General features: G+C 62.7%; 22 protein-coding genes. 14 read left to right on the forward strand and 8 right to left on the reverse strand.

What is annotated here, in order from left to right; translation table 11 throughout:
- Positions 1–84: 84 nt before the first annotated feature.
- From ACQ4WZ_RS06495 to ACQ4WZ_RS06505, 3 genes are all read left to right on the forward strand, one after another.
- Positions 85–2,508 carry a DNA internalization-related competence protein ComEC/Rec2 gene (locus ACQ4WZ_RS06495; protein WP_436572860.1) on the forward strand — a complete coding sequence of 808 codons (2,424 nt, stop codon included), beginning with the start codon at positions 85–87 and terminating at the stop codon, positions 2,506–2,508.
- Between the two features lie 91 nt (positions 2,509–2,599).
- Positions 2,600–3,112, forward strand: coding sequence for a hypothetical protein (locus tag ACQ4WZ_RS06500; protein WP_101481669.1), 513 nt, complete (start codon positions 2,600–2,602; stop codon positions 3,110–3,112).
- A gap of 55 nt (positions 3,113–3,167) precedes the next feature.
- The gene (locus ACQ4WZ_RS06505; RefSeq protein ID WP_436572861.1) at positions 3,168–3,689 is read left to right on the forward strand and encodes a GNAT family N-acetyltransferase; all 522 of its coding nucleotides are present in this window, start codon (positions 3,168–3,170) and stop codon (positions 3,687–3,689) included.
- 3 nt (positions 3,690–3,692) lie between these two features.
- Here the strand turns inward: ACQ4WZ_RS06505 and ACQ4WZ_RS06510 are convergent, their stop codons facing one another.
- Complete coding sequence (locus ACQ4WZ_RS06510; RefSeq protein ID WP_436572862.1) at positions 3,693–4,616, reverse strand: LysR family transcriptional regulator; 924 nt, start codon at positions 4,614–4,616, stop codon at positions 3,693–3,695.
- A gap of 151 nt (positions 4,617–4,767) precedes the next feature.
- Between ACQ4WZ_RS06510 and ACQ4WZ_RS06515 the strand changes: the two genes are divergently transcribed.
- The 5 genes from ACQ4WZ_RS06515 to ACQ4WZ_RS06535 all read left to right on the forward strand — a co-directional run bounded on the left by ACQ4WZ_RS06515 (position 4,768) and on the right by ACQ4WZ_RS06535 (position 8,280).
- A complete protein-coding gene (locus ACQ4WZ_RS06515) occupies positions 4,768–5,529 on the forward strand; it encodes a sulfite exporter TauE/SafE family protein (RefSeq protein WP_034756294.1) in 762 nt (253 codons plus the stop codon).
- Between the two features lie 21 nt (positions 5,530–5,550).
- Entirely contained in the window at positions 5,551–6,258 is a 708-nt protein-coding gene (locus ACQ4WZ_RS06520; RefSeq protein WP_436572863.1) for an HAD family hydrolase, read from the forward strand.
- 58 nt (positions 6,259–6,316) lie between these two features.
- On the forward strand, positions 6,317–7,117 hold the full coding sequence (locus tag ACQ4WZ_RS06525; protein ID WP_101481665.1) for an alpha/beta fold hydrolase: 801 nt from the start codon (positions 6,317–6,319) through the stop codon (positions 7,115–7,117).
- A gap of 132 nt (positions 7,118–7,249) precedes the next feature.
- Positions 7,250–7,819 (forward strand): dCTP deaminase, encoded by a 570-nt coding sequence (gene dcd, locus ACQ4WZ_RS06530; protein ID WP_035819543.1) that lies wholly within the window; start codon positions 7,250–7,252, stop codon positions 7,817–7,819.
- Positions 7,820–7,938: 119 nt separating this feature from the next.
- The gene (locus ACQ4WZ_RS06535; RefSeq protein ID WP_436572864.1) at positions 7,939–8,280 is read left to right on the forward strand and encodes a FlxA-like family protein; all 342 of its coding nucleotides are present in this window, start codon (positions 7,939–7,941) and stop codon (positions 8,278–8,280) included.
- 41 nt (positions 8,281–8,321) lie between these two features.
- Here ACQ4WZ_RS06535 and ACQ4WZ_RS06540 read toward each other — a convergent pair whose 3' ends face one another.
- Positions 8,322–9,827, reverse strand: a complete 1,506-nt coding sequence (locus tag ACQ4WZ_RS06540; protein WP_436572865.1) for a sensor histidine kinase — start codon at positions 9,825–9,827, stop codon at positions 8,322–8,324.
- Between the two features lie 2 nt (positions 9,828–9,829).
- Positions 9,830–10,519: a response regulator transcription factor gene (locus tag ACQ4WZ_RS06545; RefSeq protein WP_101481662.1), complete on the reverse strand. Its 690-nt coding sequence runs from the start codon at positions 10,517–10,519 to the stop codon at positions 9,830–9,832.
- Between the two features lie 193 nt (positions 10,520–10,712).
- On the opposite strand from ACQ4WZ_RS06545, the gene ACQ4WZ_RS06550 reads away from it, so the two are divergent.
- The 4 genes from ACQ4WZ_RS06550 to ACQ4WZ_RS06565 are packed head-to-tail and all read left to right on the forward strand — an operon-like array spanning position 10,713 to position 12,861.
- Complete coding sequence (locus ACQ4WZ_RS06550) at positions 10,713–11,219, forward strand: Spy/CpxP family protein refolding chaperone (protein WP_436572866.1); 507 nt, start codon at positions 10,713–10,715, stop codon at positions 11,217–11,219.
- 29 nt (positions 11,220–11,248) lie between these two features.
- Positions 11,249–11,875 (forward strand): hypothetical protein, encoded by a 627-nt coding sequence (locus tag ACQ4WZ_RS06555; protein ID WP_436572867.1) that lies wholly within the window; start codon positions 11,249–11,251, stop codon positions 11,873–11,875.
- Between the two features lie 3 nt (positions 11,876–11,878).
- Positions 11,879–12,043, forward strand: a complete 165-nt coding sequence (locus ACQ4WZ_RS06560; RefSeq protein WP_166674759.1) for a hypothetical protein — start codon at positions 11,879–11,881, stop codon at positions 12,041–12,043.
- Positions 12,001–12,861: a dioxygenase family protein gene (locus tag ACQ4WZ_RS06565; protein ID WP_436572868.1), complete on the forward strand. Its 861-nt coding sequence runs from the start codon at positions 12,001–12,003 to the stop codon at positions 12,859–12,861. Before ACQ4WZ_RS06560 ends, ACQ4WZ_RS06565 begins: the two co-directional genes overlap by 43 nt.
- On the opposite strand, the gene ACQ4WZ_RS06570 is transcribed toward ACQ4WZ_RS06565, so the two are convergent.
- The 5 genes from ACQ4WZ_RS06570 to ACQ4WZ_RS06590 all read right to left on the reverse strand — a co-directional run bounded on the left by ACQ4WZ_RS06570 (position 12,858) and on the right by ACQ4WZ_RS06590 (position 20,437).
- Positions 12,858–14,297 (reverse strand): DUF1501 domain-containing protein, encoded by a 1,440-nt coding sequence (locus ACQ4WZ_RS06570; protein WP_436572869.1) that lies wholly within the window; start codon positions 14,295–14,297, stop codon positions 12,858–12,860. The genes ACQ4WZ_RS06565 and ACQ4WZ_RS06570 overlap by 4 nt on opposite strands.
- A gap of 10 nt (positions 14,298–14,307) precedes the next feature.
- The gene (locus tag ACQ4WZ_RS06575) at positions 14,308–16,092 is read right to left on the reverse strand and encodes a DUF1800 domain-containing protein (RefSeq protein WP_436572870.1); all 1,785 of its coding nucleotides are present in this window, start codon (positions 16,090–16,092) and stop codon (positions 14,308–14,310) included.
- 552 nt (positions 16,093–16,644) lie between these two features.
- On the reverse strand, positions 16,645–18,909 hold the full coding sequence (locus ACQ4WZ_RS06580) for an arginine/lysine/ornithine decarboxylase (protein ID WP_101481656.1): 2,265 nt from the start codon (positions 18,907–18,909) through the stop codon (positions 16,645–16,647).
- A gap of 275 nt (positions 18,910–19,184) precedes the next feature.
- Positions 19,185–19,670, reverse strand: a complete 486-nt coding sequence (locus ACQ4WZ_RS06585) for a dihydrofolate reductase (RefSeq protein ID WP_436572871.1) — start codon at positions 19,668–19,670, stop codon at positions 19,185–19,187.
- The gene (locus ACQ4WZ_RS06590; protein WP_436572872.1) at positions 19,667–20,437 is read right to left on the reverse strand and encodes an alpha/beta fold hydrolase; all 771 of its coding nucleotides are present in this window, start codon (positions 20,435–20,437) and stop codon (positions 19,667–19,669) included. Before ACQ4WZ_RS06590 ends, ACQ4WZ_RS06585 begins: the two co-directional genes overlap by 4 nt.
- 222 nt (positions 20,438–20,659) lie before the next feature.
- Between ACQ4WZ_RS06590 and ACQ4WZ_RS06595 the strand changes: the two genes are divergently transcribed.
- Positions 20,660–21,235, forward strand: a complete 576-nt coding sequence (locus tag ACQ4WZ_RS06595) for a TerD family protein (protein WP_101481653.1) — start codon at positions 20,660–20,662, stop codon at positions 21,233–21,235.
- Positions 21,236–21,332: 97 nt separating this feature from the next.
- The gene (locus ACQ4WZ_RS06600; protein WP_436572873.1) at positions 21,333–22,586 is read left to right on the forward strand and encodes a TerD family protein; all 1,254 of its coding nucleotides are present in this window, start codon (positions 21,333–21,335) and stop codon (positions 22,584–22,586) included.
- Position 22,587 lies beyond the last annotated feature (1 nt).

Genomic DNA, 22,587 nt, shown 5'->3' on the forward strand with positions numbered 1-22,587 from the left:
TCAGACGGCAAAGAGTGGAAAACGATCAGAGTATCCGAGTACCTTTCGCAGCGAGCGACGATCCTGCCTTGATCCTACCTTCCCATGCGCACCCTGATACTTGGCTTTGCCGCTGGCGCCGCCTGGCTGCAGACGCAGGCAAGCTTGCCGCCGCATGCGCGCGCGCTGCTGTGGGTGATCGCTGGTGTGTCGCTGATGACTGTACTGCTGCTGCGCCATTACGCATACTGGCGCTGCATTGTCGGCTTCGCTGCGGGCGTGGCACTGGGCTTTTATTGGGCCGCCTGGCTGGCCCAGGCCGCCTTGTCGCCACAACTGGCGCTGGCCGATGAAGGACAGGACATCACCGTCACTGGCACGGTCGCCAGCCTGCCGTACCGCTTCGAGCAGGGTGTGCGTTTCAATTTTGCCGTGGAAAAGTCGGTGGGGGCGAAGGTGCCGCCCCTGATCGCCCTGTCCTGGTACGAGGGCTTTCGCGATGAAGTGACGAACGAGGTGGGCGACGTGCAGCCTGGCGAGCGCTGGCGTTTGACAGTACGGCTGCAGCGTCCGCACGGCAATGCGAATCCCATGGGTTTTGACTACGAGGCGTGGCTGCTGGAGCAGGGCGTGCGCGCCACGGGCTATGTACGGCCGCAGCCGCGCGCCGATACGCCGAACCTGCGCCTGGCAGCCTTCGTGCCCGCTTTCGGCAATGTGGTGGAGGCCAGCCGCGCGACACTGCGCGCGCGTATCCTGCGCAGCCTGGAAGGAAAACAGTATGCAGGCGTGATCGTGGCGCTGGTGGTGGGCGACCAGCGTGCCATTCCCCAGTCGGACTGGCAAGTATTCAACCGCACGGGCGTCAGTCATTTGATTTCGATCTCCGGCTTGCACATCACCATGATCGCGGGCCTGTTCGCCCTGGGAGCGGACGCGCTGTGGCGGTGCTCGTTTTTCACGGACAATCAACTGCCTTTGCTGCTGCCGGCGCAAAAGGTGGCGGCCCTGGCCGGCGCGCTGGCGGCATTTGTCTATGTGCTGCTGGCCGGCTTCGGCGTGCCCGCGCAGCGCACTTTATATATGCTGCTGGTGGTGGCACTGGCCTTGTGGCTGGGGCGCATCACCAGCATAGGCCACGTGCTGTGCCTGGCGCTGGGCGTGGTGCTGCTGCTCGATCCGTGGGCCGTGCTGTGGCCCGGCTTCTGGCTGTCATTCGGCGCCGTCGCCACCATGCTGTACGCGACGGCGGGCCGCACCACGGCCCCCTTGCCAGAGAGCGCCAGCCGCTGGCGGCGTATGCAAGCCGCCGTGGCGCTGGGCGCGCACACGCAGTATGTGGTGACGGTGGGGCTGGTGCCGCTGACGATGCTGCTGTTCTCGCAAGTGTCGCTGGTCAGCCCCGTGGCCAATGCGCTGGCCATTCCCGTCATCAGCCTGGTCGTCACGCCCCTGTCGCTGGCTGGCAGCCTGCTGCCCGCGCCTCTGTGCGACTGGCTGTTGCTGCTGGCGCACGCCATCGTGCAAGTGCTGGCGCAAGTGCTGGACTGGCTGGGCGCACGCCGCTTTGCCGTGTGGACGGCGCCCGCGCCGCCAATGTGGAGTTTTTGCTGGGCATTGTTTGGCACGGCATGGCTGCTGGCGCCCAGGGGATGGCCCCATCGCTGGGCGGGCATGCTGGGCTGGCTGCCCCTGCTGACAGCCTTGCCATCGAGCCCGCCAGCTGGCCAGATGTGGATCACGGCCTTTGACGTGGGACAAGGCATGGCCGTGCTGGTGGAAACCCACGGCCACCGCCTGCTGTACGACACGGGGCCCGCCTACAGCCTCGATTCCGATGGTGCCAGCAGGGTCATCGTGCCGTACTTGCGTGCGCGCGGCATCGCCAAGCTCGACGGCGTGATTATTTCCCACAGCGACCTCGATCACGCGGGCGGTGCCATGTCCTTGCTGGAAAACATAGACGTGGGCTGGCTGGCCTCGTCCCTGTTCGACGGTCACCCGGCCATCGAGGCCCGGCGGGAGTTGCACCGGCCCTATCTGCACTGCATGGCGGGCCAGAGCTGGACTTGGGAAGGCGTACAGTTCACCATGGTGCACCCTTTGCCCGTCAGCCACACGGACATTTCATTGAAACCGAACGCCCGCAGCTGCACCGTGAAAATCACTGCGGGCAAGCATGCAATTTTGCTGGCCGGCGACATCGAAGCGGCGCAGGAAGCGCAATTGCTGGCGCGCTCGGCGCACGGCGACCTGGCGGCCGACGTGCTGCTGGCGCCCCATCATGGTAGCGGCACCTCGTCGACACAGGCGTTTTTGAACGCCGTCCATCCCGATCTGGCGATTTTCCAGGTCGGACATCGCAACCGCTATAAACATCCGAAAGCGCAGGTATATGCGCGCTATGGCGACATGGGGATTACCCGCTTGCGCACGGACGTGACGGGGGCAGTGGTGCTGGCGTTTGGCGCGGATATTGACGTGACGCTGTATCGCAGCAGCCGGCCGCGCTACTGGCATGGGCGCTAGTGGCCTGGGTCGTTGAGTTTCATGCCACATCTCTCTATGATTGGGGTTTGGCGGCGCACGTCGCTGCCTGGACCATGCTAAAAGGATAAAGATGGGGCTGTTTGACTGGTGCAAGAAAGAAGCGGCCATGCCGCAGGTCGGCTTTGAGGAACGTATCCGTTTGCAAAGCAAGCCGGCAAAGTCCCGTCAGTTTGACTTGCAGGGGAGGCAAACTGACGCCGTTCGCCTGCAACATCCGTATCTGTTTCATGTGACGGACCTTCCAACCGCCGAGGCTATCGTGAACTCGCGGCAACTGCAGGGCATTTTCCCCTACGTGACACTGTCTCAGGAACTGCAAGGCGCGGCGCAACAGGCGGAAAGAAAAGGCTGTGCGCTGATTTTTCAATTCAAGGGAAGCTCCATGGTCGGGGAAGTGCCGTCACCGAAAGCGCCGGAGGTGGCTTACCACCACGTCGGTTCCGAGGGTTATGTGGAGACGTTTATTGCTCACGGCACATTGACGCCGCTGATGCTGATCGCGATATCGTTTCGTGGCGAGGCGCCACTTTATGATGTGGCATGCGTGCTGGATACGCCGCTTTGCATTTACGTGAAAAAATAATCGCCAATTGCTGCGCGCGCCGGGTTCGCCGTCGCGATGCTCAAGGGAGAATGAATTGACGTACCCCGGCACAACTTATCTTGTCAGCACGGCCAAAACCGCCGATATCGACGCCATCACTGCCTTGCTGCAAGCCAACTCCCCCTCTCAGGGCGGCAGCCTGACGGGCGAGTTTTCACTGAAAAAGGTGGCGACCATGGTGGATGGTGTTTCGCCCGTCATCGTGGCGCGGCGCGTGGCCGATGGGCCTGTCGTTGGCGTACTGTTCAGCGCGGCGCCAGCCACCGTGCAGGCGCCCGTGGTGCTGGCCATGCTGGCCGCGTATGCGGGAAGTGACAACGCCTATGTGTATGGCCCCGTCTGCATTGCGGACTCGGAGCGGGGGCAGGGCTTGCTGGCGCTGCTGTACGCAGCCCTGCGCGCACAGCATGGCGGGGCGGAGGCGGTGCTGTTCATCCGGCGCGACAATATCGGCTCGCTGCGTGCGCATGAGAGGCTGGGCATGCGCGAAGTGGCCGGTTTTGTTTTCGATGGCGCGCAGTTTGCCGTGTATAGCGATGCCGTCGTCGCGCAATAGGTGCTAACTTGCCCGTTCGTCGGGTATCTCCAGCCCCCGCTGCCGCACATACTCCAGAAACAGCCGCGCCCCCTTGGCCATGCGCGAGGTGCCGTAGACGGCGTGGATGCTGGGGTCCAGCTCCTTTGACGACGTCAGCCGGTACGCCGTGCAGACCCGGCGCAGGGTGCCGGCGGCCACGGCAGGCTCGGCCAGCCAGCTGGCCAGACGCACGATGCCGGCGCCTTCCAGGGCCGCCTGGAAAGTGGCGATGCCGGAAGTGAAGCGGAAACGCGGTTGCACCTGGTAGCGCACATTGCGCGTAGCAGAGACGAAATGCCAGTCGCGCAGGATGCGCGGGGCCGAGTGCATGATGATGTCGTGACCGGCCAGCTCTTCCGGTTCGTCTGGCGCGCCCATGCGGGCTATATAGCTGGGCGAAGCGTACATGTAGCGGCGGTAATACCACAGGGGATAACCGATCAGCTCGCTCGACTGGGGGAAGGCGCCGCGGATGGCGAAGTCCAGCTTTTCCTGGATGGGGTCGATTGATTTGTCCGAAAAATGGATGTCCACGGAGACGTTCGGGTAGTCGCGCGAAAATTGTGCCACCACCTTCGGCAAGAAGCCCAGCGAGAGGATTTCCGGCGCCGAGAGGCGCACCCAGCCTTGCGGTGAGTTGCTCAGCTCGGCCAATTGGTCTTCCGCCTCGGCCTGCGTTTCCAGCAAGTGCTTGGCCGACGCGTAATACGTTTCGCCGGCCGTCGTCAGGGTGAACTGCTTTTGCGTGCGCAAGATCAGCTCGGCGCCGATGGCGTCTTCGAGGAACTGGATGGCGCGCGTGACGGCCGACGGCGAGCGTCCCAGCATGCGCGCCGCGTGGATGAAGCTGCGCTTTTCGACGACGGTGCAAAAGGCGCGGATCTCCCACATCAGTTTCATCGACATCGTGTGACTCCCGGCAAAAAAGGCCAGTAGACCGCACGGGGCGTATTCCGTCAAGCGTTACGTCTGATTGCGTTTTCCGCAATATGAAGTTGCATCCGGAAAAATCCACGGCGCCTATACTGCCGCTGTCGCCCATTCCTTATTGCCTATCATGCTGACCATTTCGCTGCTGTGTTTATTTGCTTTCTTTGCCGGCCTGATCGATGCCGCCGTGGGCGGGGGCGGGCTGATACAGCTGCCGGCCCTGTTCAACCTGATGCCGAACATGGCTTCCACGTCCTTGCTGGGGACGAATAAACTGGCGTCCGCCTGCGGCACCACGTTTGCCGCCCGTTCCTTTGTCGGCAAGGTGCATATCCCGTGGCTTCTGGTGCTGCCCGCCGTGGCCAGCGCCTTCGTCATGTCCTTCATCGGCGCGGCCGCCGTGTCGTATGTGCCACAACAGGTGGTGCGCCCCATGGTGCTGGTATTGATCATCATCATGGCCATCTACACCTTCATCAAGAAGGATTTCGGCACGACGCGCGAAGCGCGCCCCATCGGTCCGCGCGAACGCATCCTTGCCATCGTCATTGGCGGCGCCATCGGCTTTTATGACGGTCTGTTCGGGCCAGGCACTGGCAGTTTCCTGATTTTCCTCTTCATCCGCGTTTTCGGCTTTGATTTCATCCTTGCTTCGGCCTGCTCGAAACTGGTGAATATCGCCACCAACGTGGCCGCACTGGCCTTCTTCATTCCCGCCGGCCACGTGGTGTACGCCGTGGCCGCACCGATGGCTGTGTGCAACATCCTGGGCGCCCTGACGGGCACCTGGATCGCCGTGCGGCGCGGCGCCGCCTTCGTGCGCATCCTGTTCCTCGTGCTCCTGGTGCTGCTGATTGTGAAATTGTCTTACGACATCTTCTTCAAGTAAGTTTTTAAATGACAACAAGCCATGAAAACCATCCAGGGCGTGCTGTGGGACAACGATGGCGTGCTGGTCAACACCGAGCAGCTGTTCTATGAAAGCAACCGCGACTTGCTCTTGCCCTACGGCATAGACTTGACGCCAAAGCAATTCTTTGACTGGTTCCTGGACAATAACTACGGCGCCTGGCATGTGCTGCTGGGACAGGGCCACGCTATCGAACTGGTCGATCGCCTACGCGCCGAGCGTACCGTGCTGTTTGCGGAACGGCTGCGCCAGGCGCGCCAGCTGGCCATGCCCGGCATCGGGCAAGTGCTGGCGGCGCTGCGCCCGCATGTTGCCATGGGCGTGGTGACGAGCGCCTACGCACAGCATTTCCAGCTCAGCCATGCGGCCACGGGCATGTTGCCGCACTTCGACTTCGTGCTGACGCGTGAAATGTATGGGGAAAGCAAGCCGGCGCCCGACGGCTACCAGCTGGGCTTGCAGCGCCTGGGGCTGGCCGCGGCCCAATGCGTGGCCGTGGAAGATTCGCCGCGCGGCTTGCGCGCCGCCAAGGCCGCTGGGCTGGAATGCATCATCGTGCGCAATCATATGAACCGCGAGCATGCGTTCGACGACGCCTTTTGCATAGTGGAATCAAGTGCCGAGCTGGGCGCGGTGCTGGCCTCCTTCGTGCCCGGCATGGCGCAAGCACCCCCGCTGCTACCCCGCAAATTAGAGGCCTTCCTCTGATACGGCTTGCCGGCATGCCATTACAATTGCCTATTGCATTCACCGGCACCATCCCACGATGACACTCCCGCAACTGCACTTTGCCCATGCCAACAGTTATCCTGCAGGCACCTACCGCAGGCTGTTCGCCTTGCTGGGTCAGCACTACAGCGTGCAGGCGCTCGACATGCACGCGCACGATCCCGCTTACCCCGTCAGCACGGGCTGGCCCGAGCTGGTGCGCGAATACATCGACGACCTGGAACGCCGCTACAGCGCGCCCGTGATCCTCGTCGGCCATTCGCTTGGCGGCATGCTCAGCGTCATGGTGGCCAAGCAGCGCCCCGACCTGGTGCGCTGCGTGGTCTTGCTCGATTCGCCCGTGGTGGCGGGCTGGCGCGCCTTGCTGGTGCGCCTGGCGCGCAATACGGCGCTGGGCGAACGGTTTTCTCCGTCGCGCTTTTCCGCCCGGCGGCGCAAGTTGTGGCCCGATGCGCAAGCCGCGTATGCACACTTTGCCTCCAAGGACATGTTCGCGATCTGGGCGCCGCAAGTCTTGCGCGACTATATCGATAGCGGCCTGGTTCCCCACCCGGACGGGGTGCAGCTGCGCTTTACGCGCGAAGTGGAAACGGATGTTTATCGCAGCTTGCCGCATCATATCGGCGGCCTCGTCAAGGATGGCTTTCCCGTGCCCATCGGTTTTATCGGCGGCACGGCATCGGTGGAATGCCGCCAGGCGGGTTTGAAGGCCACGCGCAAGCTGGTCGGCAGGTTTTTCCGCCAGGTGCCGGGCGGCCATCTGTTTCCCATGGAAAACCCGGAACTGACGGCGCAAGTGGTGCGCGAGATGATCGCTTCCTTGCTGGCGAAGCAGTAGCCTGACGCCAACGATTTTCATCTTGCAAGGGCCAATAGTGGCGGGTTTTCGCGTAAAATCCTGCCATTCGGGCCGCGCCTGCAGCAGGCGTGCGGCCCCCGCCATTCCGATATTCTAGAAAGAGCCCCTGCGATGACGATTAAAAGCGATAAATGGATACGCCGCATGGCGGAAACAACGGGCATGATCGAGCCGTTCGAACCGGGCCAGGTCAAGGAACGCGACGGCAACCGCATCGTTTCTTACGGCACGTCCAGCTATGGCTATGACATCCGTTGCGCCGACGAGTTCAAGTTGTTTACCAACATCAACACTACCATCGTCGATCCGAAGGATTTTGACGCGAATAACTTCGTCGATGTGTCTGGCAAGGGCTATTGCATCATCCCGCCGAACTCGTTCGCGCTGGCCCGCACGGTCGAGTATTTCCGCATTCCCCGCAATGTATTGACGATTTGCCTGGGCAAGAGCACGTATGCGCGCTGCGGCATCATCGTCAATGTCACCCCGTTCGAACCGGAATGGGAAGGTTTCGTGACCCTGGAGTTTTCGAATACGACACCGTTGCCGGCGAAAATCTACGCCAACGAAGGCGTGGCGCAAGTGCTGTTCTTCGAATCCGATGAAGTGTGCGAAACCTCGTACAAGGACCGTGGCGGCAAATACCAGGGCCAGGTTGGCGTGACCCTGCCGAAGACCTGATTGCTGGAAGGGCGGGGCGCCAGCCGTCTTTCCCTTCTTTACCTGCCTTTACACCCGCAGCACTACATCCGCGCCCATGCTTGCCGTTAACCTTGGTAGTGAAACACTGAGGAGGCATCATGGTAGCGGCAATCGGTTCAGGCAGCGCGGTCAGTGCGGCAAGTAGCGCCAGCTCGGGCAGCAGTTCGCAGATCGCGGCGCTGCAAAAGCAGATCACGGCGGCGCAAAAGCAGTTGACGGAATCGCAGAAGGGCGCGCAGACGGACGCGTCGCAAAAGCTGCAGCAGCAGCTGGCGCAACAAATCCAGGCCTTGCAGGCGCAAATTGCCCAGTTACAGGCGGCAGCGGCGCAAGAGGCGGCGCAGCAAGCTCCTCAGACGACCAGCAGCGCCGATACGGCGACGAGTCCGGCCAAATCAAGCTCGGCCACCCTGGGCAGCATCATCGATACCCAGGCGTAACAAGGTTAGCGGCAATGCTCGCCGCCAGGCTCGCCGGAAGGTCAGCCTGGCGTTTTGGTGGGCAGCAACATTTCCACACACAGCCCGCCACCGCTACGCAAGCTGGCCCCGATGCGCCCGCCATGGGCGCTGATGACGTGCTGGGCGATGGCTAGGCCCAGGCCATGGCCGTCCGTGCTGTGCTGGGTATTGCTGGCGCGAAAGAACGGCTGGAAAATGCTGGCCAGGTCGGCACCAGCGACGCCGGGTCCCCGGTCCAGCACGGCGATGCGCAGCCAATCATGCTGGCGCGACAAATTCACTTCCACCGTACCGCCATCGGGACTGTGCTTGACGGCATTGCGCACCACGTTTTCCACGGCGCGCGCCAGCAGCTCCGGCCGGCCCGTGACAGCGGCGTCGGCGATGGCCGCGTCGCCCGCGAGGGCTATCTCCACCTGGCGCGCCTTCGCTTCGTAGCGGGCGTCTTCCATAATGTCGTGCAACAGGTCGGCGATGCCGACGTCTTCGCTGAGCGGTGAGCCAGCGCCGGCTTCCAGCCGCGACAGGGTCAGCAGCTCGCCGATCAGCTTATCCATGCGTTCGCTTTCGCGTTCGATGCGCTGCATCGAGGCGTCCACCTTGTCCGGCTGCTGGTGCGCCAGGCCGATGGCCGCTTGCAAGCGCGCCAGCGGCGAGCGCAGTTCGTGCGACACATCATGCAGCAAACGCGTCTGGCTCTCCATGAGGCTGCGCAAACGACCCGTCATGCGGTCGAAATCGCGGCCCAGGTCCGTCAATTCATCGCCGCGCTTGCCGCTGGCGTGAAAGCGGGGCGCCAGGTCACCGTGCGAGGCGGCCTCGAACGCTTGTCGCAGGTCGCGGATGGGACGCGCAAAATACCAGGCCAGCAAGAAAGAGAACAGCAGGCTGGCGGCGATGGCGGCGGCCAGGGGAATGAAGGTGCGGTAGGGGTTGTCCATGCGCGGTCCCGGCGGCATGCCGCCCATGCCACCCATCTCGCGCGGCCCTCCGCGCTGGTAGTCGGCGTGCGGCGGCGGCATGCCGGACGCTTCGGAACGGGGGCCGCCCATGCCGCGCGGGCCGCTCAGGGTGACGGCGTTGAGCGTGTCGCGCGCGGCGCCCGCCTCGGCAGTGCGAAAGCGGACGGACGAGGGCAGGAACAGCAGGTAACGCACGCCGTCGCTGCCGATGACCTCGCGCACCACGGCATGGGGCGAGCCTTGCGCCAGCAGCGCGCGCGCCTTGCCGAGTATGGCCGGATGGACCTTGCGGCCCATCAGTTCTTGTCCTTTTGCATCGACGGCAAACACGCGCATGCGTTCCATCTTGCCGAGAAACTGCTGCAAGGCTTTGCTGCCGCCCGCTTCCAGGGTGGCGCTGGCCGCTTCGATGGCCATCTGTGCGGGCGGGCTGGTATCGATGTCGAGGGCCCGCTCCTGTTGCGCCGCCCGGTTTTTCAACCAGAAAGTGCCGCCGATGCCGATGGTGGCCGTGACTTGCGCCAGCATGATGCACAGAAAAAACTTCCAGAACAGACGGCCCACGCTTATTCCTTGATCAGCTGGTAGCCGAGACGGTACACGGTCTGCAGGCAGGAACGGCCATCGGCCAGGCTGCCCAGCTTGCGGCGCAGGCTGCTCAAGTGCACGTCGATATTGCGGTCGAAGCGCGCCATGGGGCGGCCCAGGCCCAGTTCGGACAACTGATTCTTGCTCACGGGCTTGCCCGCATGGCGCACCAGCACTTCCAGCAGGTTGAATTCAGTGCTCGTCAGTTCCAGGTGCGTGCCGGCCCAGGCGATGCGGCGCTGTTCCGGCCACATCGTCAGTTGCCCCACGGTCAGCGGCGCCAGGCCCGAGCTATCGTGCGGCGCCGCTTGCGAACGGCGCAGGATGGCGCGGATGCGCGCCGTCAGCTCGCGCGGTGTGCACGGCTTGGTCACGTAATCGTCGGCACCCAGCTCCAGGCCCACGATGCGGTCCGTGTCGTCGCCGCGTGCCGTCAGCATCAGGATGGGCAGGTTGCTGCCGCCACGGATGCGGCGCAGGGTTTCCAGGCCATTCATGCGCGGCATCATGACGTCGAGTACGGCGATGGCGTACAGGCCTGTCAGTGCTTCGGCCGCGCCGCTTTCGCCGTCATGCACGGCGCGGGCGTCAAAACCTTCCTGCGTCAGGTATTCCTGAAACATGCCAACCAGTTCCACGTCGTCATCGATTAACAAAACCTTGCTCATGCCTGTGCTTTTTTCGGGTGAATATCGCCCGATGATAGCAGTCAAGGGGGGCTGTTCAGGACGGTTTTACCCGCTTTTACATACCTCTGCTTACATTTCCGCACCTTCCTTTACACGCTTTTACCCCAGCCTAACGTTGCTTTACATGCCAGACGCCGACAATCAGGGCTGGTCGCCACGAAAGGAAAACCCAATGAAACACCTGAGTATCGCCGTATCCCTGTTGCTGCTGTCTGCCTGCAGCATGCCGCTGCTCGCACTGGCCCAGCAGGAGCCTGCGCCGGACGGCACGCCGCCGCGCGCCATGCCGGGGCCGCCACCCGGCTTTGGCCATGGCCCCGGTCACGGTGCGGGCGGCCCCGGCGCGCCAGGCTTGCCGCCGTTTCTGCATGGGATCGAACTGAGCGAAGCGCAGCAGGACAAGGTTTTCGCCGCCACCTACGCCCAGGCGCCCTTGCTGCGCGAACAGGAAAAAATCGCCCTCAAGGCGCATGCGCAGTTGCGCGAGCTGGCAGGATCCAGCGCCTATGACGATGCGAAGGCCAGCGCGCTGGCGAGTACGGCGGCGCAAGCCATGGCGCAGATCAGCTTGCTGCATGCGCGGCTGGAGCAGCAATTGCTGGCCGTGCTGACGCCGGAGCAGCGCAAGCAGGCGCAGCAGCGGCGCGACAGACGCCCCGGCCCGCACCGTCCCCAATAACGACATCATCCAACGACAGGAGATTGAGCATGAGCATCAGTGCCTTGAGTTCCAGCAGCGCCGCTACCCAGCTGAGCGCTTTCAACCGCGTCAGCGGCAGCAATACCGGCAGCGCCGACAGCCTGGGCGGCGCGAGGCCGCCCAGGCAGGACGATAAGGGCCTTCTCGATGCCGTTTCCAGCGCGCTGTCGTCGATCGGCGTGACGCTGCCCGACACGGCATCGTCCGACAGCACTGGCGCCGACACCAGCACCGCCGGCAGCAGCGATGCCGGCCAGGCATTGGGAGCGTTCCTGCACCAGTTGATGGGCAGCCTGCATGCCCAAGGTGGCTCTGGCGCCAGCGCCGGCGCAGACAAGGACGGAGACAAGGATGGCGGCGGGGCACGGGCACGGGGGCATGGCAATATCAAATCGGACTTGCAAAGCCTGATCCAGACCCTGTCGTCCGGCACGGGCAGCGATAACAGCAGCGTTTCGGACTTGCAATCAAGCTTCTCCAGCCTGATCACTGCCTTGGGCGGCGGCGCCAGCACCAGCGGCGACAGCAGCGCCAAGTTGAGCAGTTTCTTGCAGGCGCTATCGGGCAGCCTGGGGGCTTCCGGCAGCAGTGCCAGCCTGCCATCCAGCGGCAACCTGGTCAATACAACGGCCTGAACCATGGAACGCAAGCTCGCCCTGGTTGCCAGGAAGGCGCTCTCGCCACGGGCCACGCAGGCGCTGTTCCTGTGCGCCAGCCTGAGTCCTGCCTTGGCGGGTTTGCCCCACTTGTTGGAATATGTATGGAATTACATGATCACGGTCTGGCATCCGACCTCGAAATGATGCGCCATGCGGTTGAGCGGCGGCAAGTCCTGCGCTGGCTGCTGGCCGGCGCCGCTACCTTGCCCCTGAGCAGCTGCGGCGGCGGTTCGGACGCCAGCGGCCCGGCGGCAGCCAGCGCTGCCAGCACAGGCATTTCCGGCAGCGGCACCGTCACGATACCGACGGCGGGCGCCTGTCCGGTGATCCCCGAAGAAACGGGTGGGCCGTATCCGGCCGACGGCACGAATACGAATGGCGGCAGCATCATCAACGTGCTGAACCAGTCGGGGGTGGTGCGCAGCGATATTCGCGCCAGTTTTAATGGCGCCACGGGTATGGCGGCGGGCGTGCCACTCACTATCAAGCTGCAGTTGCTCAACGCCAGCGGCAGCTGCGCCAGCCTGGCCGGCTACGCCGTCTATTTATGGCATTGTGACCGCGACGGCCAGTATTCGCAGTATTCGAGCGGCGTGACGGCGCAAAATTATTTGCGGGGCGTGCAGGAAACGGACGGCGCCGGCAACCTTGCCTTCACGACGATCTTTCCCGGCTGCTATGCGGGGCGCATGCCGCACGTGCATCTCGAGGTCTATCCCAGCCTGGCCAAGGCGGCCTCTGCCGCGAACCGCCTCAAGACCTCGCAGTTCACCTTTCCGATGGGAACGTTAAACGAGGTCTACACGGCCAGCGGCTACACGGCCAGCGTGCGCAACCTGGCGCAGATCAGCTATGCCTCCGACAATGTCTTCCGCGACGGCACCAGCCTGCAGATGGCCACGGTAACGGGCAATGCCACAGAGGGCTATGTGGCGACCCTGACGGTGGCCGTGAACGGTTAAGTTGCCGTCATGAAGCCCAGGTCGCGCCGGCTGAAGTTGCCGATGTTCGGGAACACCTCGGCCATCTGGTTGTCGGCCACGCCGAACCATTTGGCCAGGGTGGCGCCGTACTGGTCGACGGAGGTGGCCGGCAGCAGGGCGCCGGAACCGACATCGAGCGCATGGCCCAGACCCGTGACGGGGAAGGTGCCGTAGATGTCGCGGCCCTTCACGGCGCCGCCCACGACAAAGTGGTGCGCGCCCCAGCCGTGATCCGTGCCGTCGCCATTGCTGCTGAAGGTGCGGCCGAAGTCCGACGCCGTAAACGTTGTCACCTGACGCCGCAAGTCCGCGCCCTGCAGGGCGGCCAGGGTCGCGTCGAAATACGCCAGCGCGTGCGCCAGGCGCGCCATCAGGTCGGCATGCAGCACTTTTTGCCGGTCATGCGTGTCGAAACTGCCCAGTGTCACATAAAACACCTGCCGTTTCGCCCCCAGGGGGCCGCGCCCGCCGATGATGCGCGCCACCGTCTGCAATTGCACGGCCAGCGGATTGACACCGGACACGCCCGTGTTCGGATTGATGTAGGGTGGGGGATTGGGCACGCCGCCCGCGCCGGCTGCCAGCATGGCGCCGTTGAGGATGCTCTGGCTGGAAATGGCGCGTTGCACGACGGCCACGTGTTCCTGTTCGATCAGGTCGCTGCCCGCATCGTTGACGATCGCTTGCAGCGCACCCGCGCCGCCCGTGCTGCCATACAGGCTGCCGCCCAGGCCACGGATGGGCACGGCACCTGCCTGCCCCACCTGGAACTGGCGCACCTGGCGCCCGCTGAGGAAGACGGTGTTGCCTGCGGCGGAAATGGCCGTGAACATCGCATTCGTATTGAGCGAGCCGGCCACGTCGGCCATTCGGCCGCCCCAGCCCACGCTGGCGCCTTCCGGCGAACCCGATTGCCACGTCGATTGCTGGTCGTTGTGCGAGAACAGCTTGGGTGGCAGGGCGACGCTGCCCGCCTTGTACTGCGCCAGAGTGGCGGGCTGGATCAAGGTGCCTACATTGGCCACGATGGCGGCGCGGCCATTGTCGAACAGGTCTTTCAGTGGCGCCAGCTGGGGATGCAGGGCGAAGGCGCGGCCCGTTTGCACGGTGGCGGGCGTGACCGGCAAGACGCCGCCCGTCTCGCCCACGCCGGGCAGATGGATGGAATCGGCGCCGCCCGTGTTGCGCAGGCGCGAGTACTCATTCCATGAGGTCGTATCGGTGGCCAGCACCGTGTTGAAGGCGTCGTTGCCGCCTGCCATGAACAGGCAGACCATGGCCTTGTAGTCGTTGGCCGATTGCGCGGCGGCGTTGCCCATGGCGGCCAGGTTCATGGCGAAGGGGGTGGCCGTGGTACCGGCCAGGCTCAGCATGGAGCCGAGGAAGCGGCGGCGGGAAAAGGGGGAATTTTGCATGTGATCGCTCTTACTTTTGCACCAGGTAGGCCGGCGAGGCCATGGTCAGGAAAATGGCCAGTTTGACGCGGTTGGCCTTGGCGGTGGCAACTTGCGTGGCATTGCTGGCCGTCGCCGTGGGGATGCTGATGCCATTGACGGCGGTCAGGATTTGTCCGCGCAGCCTGGCTGGCATGCTGCCATGCATCAGGAGCAGGTCGATGCGGTCGAGCATGGCACCCGTGTCGCTGGCCAGCGCCAGTTCACGCGTATAGTCGGGCTTGACTTCACGGCTCTCGCCCACACCGCTATTGATGGCGTCTTGCATGAAGTTCAGGTAGCCCGTCACCGACGGTTCCGCCGTGATTTGCAGTTCCGGCGCCACCAGGCCCGCGCTGGCAAGGGCGGAATTGGGCGGCGTATAAGCAGGGCGGAAAAAACTGAATACGGAAGGCGGATTCAAGGGACTCTGGCCCAGCCCGCTCAAAGGATCGTCGAGGTAATACAGGCTGTAGCGGCCGCCAGCTGGCTTGGCATCGAAGGCGCGCATCCAGCCAGCCAGGCGCAGCAGTGGCTCGCGCAGCTTGCCTGTGCGCAAGGTGCTGCCGCTTGGGGCCAGCGCCTCCGGGTCGAGCAGTACTGCTCGGATGACGGCTTGCATGTCGCCGCGCACGCCGCTGCCGTTATTTGCAAACGCGGCGGCCACGCGGCCCACGTAGGCGGGGCTGGGATTGCTGCTGATCAGGCGCTGGATCAACTGGCGGGCAAAGAACGGTCCCGCATTGGGATGATTGAACAGGGTATCGAGTGCCAGTTTCAGGTCGGCCTGGCCGCTGCTGGCACCGGAGATGCTCTGGCCCAGGAAGCGCTTGTCGCCGCTGGAATGATAGGCCGCGTAGTTCTGCATCGGCTTCCAGTCGCGGTCGGGATCGGCCGTGCCGCCATAGAAGCGCGTAGCGCTCTGGTCCGGCCCGGCCCAGCTCCAGCCTGTAAAGACGCGAGCCAGGCCCGCCACGTCGTCGTGCGTATAGGTGTCGATGGGTTTGCCACCGGACAGTTTCAGGCTGCCATCCGCATTCAGCTGGTACAGGCCGATGGTAAACAGTTGCATCACTTCGCGGGCGAAGTTTTCATCTGCCGTGCGGGTGGCCGATTCTTTCTGGTTGCGCAGATGGGACAGGTACAGCCCCATCATCGGATGCAGGGCCACGCCTTCCAGCAGGTCGCGGAAGTTGCCAAAAGCATGCTGGCCCAGCATGTCGTAATAACTGGCCACGCCACGCACCTGCGGCCGTACGGCATCATTCTGCATGGAAATAACGAAAATCTCGGACAGGGCAAAGGCCATGCGTTGGCGCAATTGGTCCTCGCCACGGATGCCCTGCTGCCAGAAGGTTTCATATACCCCCGTAACCCCCACTTTTTGCCCGCCGGCGGCCTGCGCTGCCAGCATGGCGTCGATGTAGCTGCGGTGCAGCGTTTGCGGCTTGGAGAACTGAGCGCGGAGCCAGGCGTCGCTATCGCTGGCGGCCAGCGCCTCGATGGCCGCGATGTTCGGCCCGAACGTGGCACGGCCCAGGAAACGCGACGCTTCCTGGCGCGTAAAGGTGGCTGTCTGCCTGGACGGCGGCGTGGTCAGAGGCGGCGGTGCATTGGTATCGCCCGGCGTGGTGCCGGGGCCGGCGGTCGCTGGCGGCACTGCCGAGATGTCCGGGTTCTGGGTGGCGCCGGTCTTGCTGTCGCCGCCTCCGCCGCAGGCGGCAAGCAGGCTGAGTAGGGTGATGACCAGCACACGGTGCAAAGCAGGATGAGTCATTTGGTTTCTTTCGGGCAATAAAGATCTCGCCCGTTCAGTGTAGGGCTTGTTGAGCAAAATCCTGTTTCCAATTAACTGGCTGCATGTTGGCCTGGTTTGCTTTTAATGGGTGTTGGCGTGTTAGTGAGGATGTTTTTGCCGAACTAAGGCGAAGTTTCCTTTTTGAAAATGAAAATTACTTTTTTGTCGAGCACGTGCACTGTGGCGTATAAGCGACGTAATCATTCCTGTCAATTAAGCTTGTTTGAACGCTCATCTTGACAAGGAAACCCGCTGCTCCGGAAACGATGGTTTATACGCTATCGGCGAAACGCCGTTCGCCGTACCAAGCCGCTCTTCTCCTGCGCCGGGCAGGCTGTCTCCGCATGGTGCTTCGCCGCTGGCCCTGAAGCGGCGCGAAGCAGACCGCCTGGCATGAGTCACCCATGCGGGTAGCCCGATATTCCCGCCGTCTGATCTGGCGCAAGCGTGCGCGCTGGCCTGAAATGAAAAACGCCGCCTGATTTGCATCAGGCGGCGTCCATGACTACAGTTCAAGGAACGATGACGTTTTTAGGCGTTCTCATCCAATTTCACACAATCGACAAAATAGCCGCGCTTGCCATCGACTTCGCGTTTCACGAGGCCATGCACATCCGTCTCGAAGCCGGGGAAGCGCTCGTTGAAGTCGCGCGCGAAGCGCAGGTAGTCGACGATGGTCTTGTTGAAGCGCTCGCCCGGGATCAAGAGCGGAATGCCCGGTGGATACGGCGTCAGCAGGATGGACGTGATGCGGCCTTCCAGTTCGTCGATCGCCACGCGCTCGATTTCGCGGTGCGCCATTTTGGCGAAGGCGTCCGACGGCTTCATGGCCGGGATCATGTCCGACAAATACATTTCCGTCGTCAGGCGCGCCACGTCGTAGGCTTTGTAGAAATCGTGGATTTGCTGGCACAGGTCGCGCAAGCCCATTTTTTCGTAACGCGGGTTGGCCGCCGCGAATTCCGGCAGGATGCGCCACATCGGCTGGTTCTTGTCGTAGTCGTCCTTGAACTGCTGCAAGGCCGTCAGCAGGGTATTCCAGCGGCCCTTCGTGATGCCGATGGTAAACATGATGAAGAAGGAGTACAGGCCGCATTTTTCAATGATGACGCCGTGCTCGGCCAGGTATTTGGTGACGATGGACGCGGGGATGCCCGTCTCGCCGAACTGGCCGTCCAGCGACAGGCCCGGGTTGACGATGGTCGCCTTGATCGGGTCGAGCATATTGAAGCCGGGAGCGAGATCGCCGAAGCCGTGCCAGTCATCCTCGGCACGTATCATCCAGTCTTCCTGCTGGCCCATGCCTTCGTCGTTGAAGTTTTCCGGACCCCAGACCTGGAACCACCAGTCCTGGCCCCATTCCTGGTCGATCTTCTTCATGGCGCGGCGGAAATCGAGCGCTTCCATGATCGATTCTTCCACCAGGGCGGTGCCGCCCGGCGCTTCCATCATGGCCGCAGCCACGTCGCACGAGGCGATGATGGAGTACTGCGGCGAGGTCGAGGTGTGCATCAGGTAAGCCTCGTTGAAGGCGTCCTGGTCCAGCTTGACCGTATCCGATTCGCGCACGAGGATTTGCGAGGCTTGCGACAGGCCGGCGAGCAATTTGTGCGTGGACTGGGTCGAGAAGATCATCGATTCCTTGGCGCGCGGACGGTCCTTGCCGATGGCGTGCATATTCTTGTAGAAGTCGTGGAAGGTGGCGTGCGGCAGCCATGCTTCATCGAAGTGCAGGGTGTCAATCTTGCCGTCCAGCATTTCGCGCAGGGTTTCCACGTTGTAGATCACGCCATCGTAAGTCGATTGCGTGATGGTCAAAATGCGTGGCTTCTTGTTCTTCGCTTCGCGCGCGAACGGATTTGCCTCGATCTTGCGGGCAATGCTTTCCGGCGTGAATTCAGCCAGCGGGATGGGCCCGATGATGCCCAGGTGGTTGCGCGTCGGCATCAGGAACACGGGAATGGCGCCGCACATGATGATCGAATGCAAGATCGACTTGTGGCAGTTGCGGTCGACGACGACGATATCGCCTGGCGCCACCGTCGAGTGCCACACCATCTTGTTCGAGGTCGACGTGCCATTCGTGACGAAATAGCAATGGTCGGCATTGAAGATGCGCGCCGCATTGCGTTCCGACGCGGCGACCGGGCCCGTATGGTCGAGCAGTTGGCCCAGTTCCTCGACGGCGTTGCAGACGTCGGCGCGCAGCATGTTTTCGCCGAAGAACTGGTGGAACATCTGGCCGATCGGGGACTTCAGGAACGCTACGCCGCCCGAGTGGCCGGGGCAATGCCACGAATAGGAGCCGTCGTTGGCGTAGTGCACCAGCGCGCGGAAGAAGGGCGGCGACAGGCCGTCCAGGTAGGATTTCGCTTCGCGGATGATGTGGCGCGCGACGAATTCCGGCGTATCTTCGAACATGTGGATGAAACCATGCAGTTCGCGCAGAATATCGTTGGGGATGTGGCGCGAGGTGCGCGTTTCACCGTACAGATAGATGGGGATGTCGGCGTTCTTGTAGCGGATTTCCTCGACGAAGGCGCGCAGCGATTTCAAGGCGTGATCGGTTTCCTCGATGGACCCGGCGCCGAATTCTTCATCGTCTATCGACAGCACGAAGGCCGACGCGCGCGATTGTTGCTGGGCAAATTGCGACAAATCGCCGTAGCTGGTCACGCCCAGCACTTCCATGCCTTCTTTTTCCATTGCGGCGGCAAGGGCGCGAATGCCCAGGCCGGACGTATTTTCAGAACGGAAATCCTCGTCAATGATGACGATGGGGAAACGAAATTTCATGCATGTCTCCAAAAAAGCAAGCCGCCCCTGACAGATGTGAAGGGGCGGACTAGGGCGCGACGGTCAGGCGGTAGTGCAACCCGGCAGCCGCAGAAAAAAAATAAGAACGGGATTCTCGCAGAAATGCGGCGTCTGCGGGAAAAAAATATCGTAGCAAAACGTCAGCAGCGTGCGCTAGCGTGACGCAAAGGTGTGACAGGGGTATTACAGCAACGTTCTGTCCGAATTCATATCAGCCTTACATCAGCCTTATTTCAACTTTATGAGCAACCTTATCAGGCTTTGCGTTGCAAGGTGACAAAGGCGTAAGCCAGGCCGGATTTCTCAGAGACATGCGCTTCGCGCGCGGTTTCTTGCCATACGGCCTGATCCACGGCGGGAAAAAAGGCGTCGCAGTCAAACGTCTGGCCGATTTCCGTGATGATCAAACGCTGCGCCAGGGCCAGTGACTGTTTGTAGATCTCGGCGCCACCGATGACATAGCCTTCCGCGCCATCGAGCAGGGCGATGGCCGCTTCCACCGACGACACCGCTTCCACCCCCTCATGGCGCCAGTCCGGATTGCGCGTGATGACGATGTTGCGGCGGTTCGGCAGCGGACGGCCGATGGAATCGAAGGTCTTGCGCCCCATGAGGATGGGATGGCCCGTCGTCAAGCGCTTGAAGTGCGCGAGGTCTTCCGGCAATTTCCATGGCAAGGTGTTGTCAATGCCGATGCCGCCTTGCTGGTCGGTGGCGACGATGATGGTCAAATGGCTCATTGGTTCTGTAAAAGTGGTGGGGGCATGACCCGATGCCCGTCATTATCGTTGAAATCGCTTGCCGCCTCCAGATGCGCACGCATGGCTTGCCCCAGCGCGCCTGGCGCTTCCAGCGGGATCATGTGGCCGGTGTTATCTTTGAGCAAGTGCAGGGTGGCTTGCGGCAGCCGGGCCGCCATGGCGCGCAGGTCGTCGGGATTGACGAGCTTATCGTCTTCGGCGCCCACGATCAGCACGGGAAAATCGAGCTCGGGCAGCCGCGCCATCAGGTCGGGGCGGTCTATCGTGGTGATGAATTGCGCCAGCAGCACGTCCTTGCCCAGGTCCAGCCCCATCTGCTGGATCATTCCCGAGATGGCGACATCGTCGAGGTGCGATGGATGCAGCAGTTCGCGCAGGCGCTGGCGCGTGATGCCAGCATACGTATTGCGCTCGAGCATGGCGACGATGCGCTGGCGCGCTTCAATTTCCGCCGGCAGCAAGCCTTGGGCCGAATTGGCGATCAACGTGAGCGACTTCACGCGCTGCGGGTGCGCCAGCGCATGTTCGAGCGCCAGGTAGGCGCCCAGCGAGAAGCCCACCAGATGGGCTTGTGGAGCGCTATGGCTGGCGATCATCTGCTGCATTTGCGGGCGCGTGCGCGCCTGGTGCAGGGGCACGTGCTGCAGATCAAAGGCGTGGCCCAGGGCAGGCGCCAGGCGCGACCAGAGGCGCTCGTCGCACAGGGTGCCAGGAATGCAATCGAGTCGTATTTTGGTATTGTTCAAGGACAAGCCTGGGTACAGGATGGTGAAAGTTTTTGTCGAGCGGCATTATCCGTCATTTTGCGCCTCCGGGCAGTGGCCCCGTCTTTTCCGTATGGCATTATTTTCAATAGTGCGCGGCTGGCAAGCACTAACTTTATGGTAGGCTCATGGCTCATCAAGCCGGAGTACCGGCGGCGTGACCTGAAACACCGAATGCAACCCCCACATTAAAGAGGAAATACCATGGCGATCAGTTTGCAAAAAGGCGGCAATGTCAACCTGAGCAAGGAAGCTCCTGGCTTGAAGAAAATCGTGATTGGCCTGGGCTGGGACCCGCGCGCCACCGATGGCGCCGCTTTCGATCTGGATGGCAGCGCCTTCCTGCTGAAAACCGACGGCAAGGCCCGTTCCGACGCTGATTTCATTTTTTACAATAACCTGAAGTCGGTGGACGGCTCCATCGTCCACGCGGGCGATAACACCACGGGCGGCGGCGATGGCGATGACGAGAAAATCGCCGTCGACCTGGCCAACGTGCCGGCCGACATCGACAAGATCGCCGTGGCCGTCACGATTCACGACGCGGAAGCCCGCAAGCAGAACTTTGGCATGGTGGGCAAGGCCTACATCCGCTGCCTGAACGGCGACAACGGCACGGAAATCGCCCGCTACGACCTGTCGGAAGACGGCTCGACGGAAGCGGCCATGATCTTCGGCGAAATCTACCGCGCCGGCAGCGAATGGAAATTCAAGGCGATTGGTCAAGGCTTTAAAGGCGGCCTGGGCCCTCTGGCGCGTTCTTTTGGTATTAATGCTTAAAAAGCATGTTGACGCCTGAAAGGGCGTACCTTTGCCGGGCGGCCACGCTGCCCGGTTTTGCTTATCCTTTGTATCTCCCTTCTTACTACCTGATCCCATGGAAAACCTGATCAAGGGGCAGCGCCTGGCGCTGTCCGGCCTCGTCACGGGCAATGTCGTGCAACTGGGCCTCGCCAGCGCCGGCGTGCCGCTGGACTTTGCCTGTTTCGGCCTCGATGCCGCCGGTAAATTGTCCGACGAGCGCTACATGACCTTCTTCAACCAGCCGCGCACGCCGTGCGGCGGCGTGGAAACATCGGCGCCGTCCGGCGATGCGGCCGGCTTCAGCTACCAGCTGGAGCGTTTGCCTGCGTCCATCGAACGCCTGGTCGTCACGGCCGCCATCGATGGTGCGGCCACCATGGCGCAGCTGGGCAGCGGCTACCTGCGTTTGCTCGACGGCGGGCGTGAATTGGCCCGCTACGCGTATGCGGGCGTTGATTTTGCGCAAGAAAAAGCCGTCATGCTGGGCGAGTTCTACCGCAAGGACGGCGGCTGGCGCTTCATGGCCGTGGGCCAGGGTTTTAACGGCGGGCTGGACGCGCTGGTGGCCCATTTCGGCGGCGAAGTGGCGCAGCCGGTCGCTGAACCGGCGCCGTCCCCCAAGATTTCCTTGTCGAAAATCTCGCTGACCAAGGCGGGCCAGACGCACAAGGTGTCGCTGGAAAAAGGCGCTGGCGCGCCCAGCAAACTGACCGTCAAGGCCACCTGGGTCGATAACGGCGATGGCGACGATGATAACGACGATCTCGACTTGCGGGTCGGCATCCTCTTGCCGAATGGCCAGATGCGCTTCATCCAGGCGCCGGACACGCCCGGCAGCTTTGACGCCATGCCGTTTGTACGCCACCTGGGCGATGTGGCGGGCGCGTCAGGCAAGGAGCCTGCCACGGAAACGGTGGAAGTCAATCCAGCGCTGGCGCAGCATTACGGCGGCACGGTGGGCCTCGTTTTCAGCGTGTATTCTGCGCTGGCCAACGGCGCCGTCCCGGTGGCGTCCATGCGGCCGAAAATGGTCATGCAATACGGCCAGCAAATCGTCGAGTGCGACTTCGACTTCCGCCTGTCCAAGGCGGCCGAGGACGACACGGTCTACACCTATGTGATCGGCATGGCCCGCATCACGCCGGACAGCATCATTCTGGAGCCGTCCGGCAAGACGTCCGATCCCGGCAGCGAAGCGACGCCGTGGCTGAGCTGGCAGGGAGAGAACCTGCAGCTGGCCTTCAATGGTCCCGTCGTCTTCAAGGGTGAGGACAAGGACGATGAGGATGATTTCAATGCGGACAATCCGCGCCGCTACATTGCCTAGG

The sequence above is a fragment of the Janthinobacterium darwini genome, assembly GCF_051380905.1.
In the GTDB taxonomy this organism is placed as follows: Bacteria; Pseudomonadota; Gammaproteobacteria; order Burkholderiales; family Burkholderiaceae_D; genus Janthinobacterium.

Excerpts from the sequence above, each read along its gene's own strand:
- ACQ4WZ_RS06495 (WP_436572860.1), top strand. The coding sequence starts at position 85 with ATGCGCACCCTGATACTTGGCTTTGCCGCTGGCGCCGCCTGGCTGCAG.
- ACQ4WZ_RS06500 (WP_101481669.1), top strand. The coding sequence starts at position 2,600 with ATGGGGCTGTTTGACTGGTGCAAGAAAGAAGCGGCCATGCCGCAGGTC.
- ACQ4WZ_RS06510 (WP_436572862.1), bottom strand. The coding sequence starts at position 4,616 with ATGTCGATGAAACTGATGTGGGAGATCCGCGCCTTTTGCACCGTCGTC.
- ACQ4WZ_RS06515 (WP_034756294.1), top strand. The coding sequence starts at position 4,768 with ATGCTGACCATTTCGCTGCTGTGTTTATTTGCTTTCTTTGCCGGCCTG.
- ACQ4WZ_RS06520 (WP_436572863.1), top strand. The coding sequence starts at position 5,551 with ATGAAAACCATCCAGGGCGTGCTGTGGGACAACGATGGCGTGCTGGTC.
- ACQ4WZ_RS06525 (WP_101481665.1), top strand. The coding sequence starts at position 6,317 with ATGACACTCCCGCAACTGCACTTTGCCCATGCCAACAGTTATCCTGCA.
- dcd (WP_035819543.1), top strand. The coding sequence starts at position 7,250 with ATGACGATTAAAAGCGATAAATGGATACGCCGCATGGCGGAAACAACG.
- ACQ4WZ_RS06535 (WP_436572864.1), top strand. The coding sequence starts at position 7,939 with ATGGTAGCGGCAATCGGTTCAGGCAGCGCGGTCAGTGCGGCAAGTAGC.
- ACQ4WZ_RS06545 (WP_101481662.1), bottom strand. The coding sequence starts at position 10,519 with ATGAGCAAGGTTTTGTTAATCGATGACGACGTGGAACTGGTTGGCATG.
- ACQ4WZ_RS06550 (WP_436572866.1), top strand. The coding sequence starts at position 10,713 with ATGAAACACCTGAGTATCGCCGTATCCCTGTTGCTGCTGTCTGCCTGC.
- ACQ4WZ_RS06555 (WP_436572867.1), top strand. The coding sequence starts at position 11,249 with ATGAGCATCAGTGCCTTGAGTTCCAGCAGCGCCGCTACCCAGCTGAGC.
- ACQ4WZ_RS06560 (WP_166674759.1), top strand. The coding sequence starts at position 11,879 with ATGGAACGCAAGCTCGCCCTGGTTGCCAGGAAGGCGCTCTCGCCACGG.
- ACQ4WZ_RS06565 (WP_436572868.1), top strand. The coding sequence starts at position 12,001 with ATGGAATTACATGATCACGGTCTGGCATCCGACCTCGAAATGATGCGC.
- ACQ4WZ_RS06570 (WP_436572869.1), bottom strand. The coding sequence starts at position 14,297 with ATGCAAAATTCCCCCTTTTCCCGCCGCCGCTTCCTCGGCTCCATGCTG.
- ACQ4WZ_RS06575 (WP_436572870.1), bottom strand. The coding sequence starts at position 16,092 with ATGACTCATCCTGCTTTGCACCGTGTGCTGGTCATCACCCTACTCAGC.
- ACQ4WZ_RS06580 (WP_101481656.1), bottom strand. The coding sequence starts at position 18,909 with ATGAAATTTCGTTTCCCCATCGTCATCATTGACGAGGATTTCCGTTCT.
- ACQ4WZ_RS06585 (WP_436572871.1), bottom strand. The coding sequence starts at position 19,670 with ATGAGCCATTTGACCATCATCGTCGCCACCGACCAGCAAGGCGGCATC.
- ACQ4WZ_RS06595 (WP_101481653.1), top strand. The coding sequence starts at position 20,660 with ATGGCGATCAGTTTGCAAAAAGGCGGCAATGTCAACCTGAGCAAGGAA.
- ACQ4WZ_RS06600 (WP_436572873.1), top strand. The coding sequence starts at position 21,333 with ATGGAAAACCTGATCAAGGGGCAGCGCCTGGCGCTGTCCGGCCTCGTC.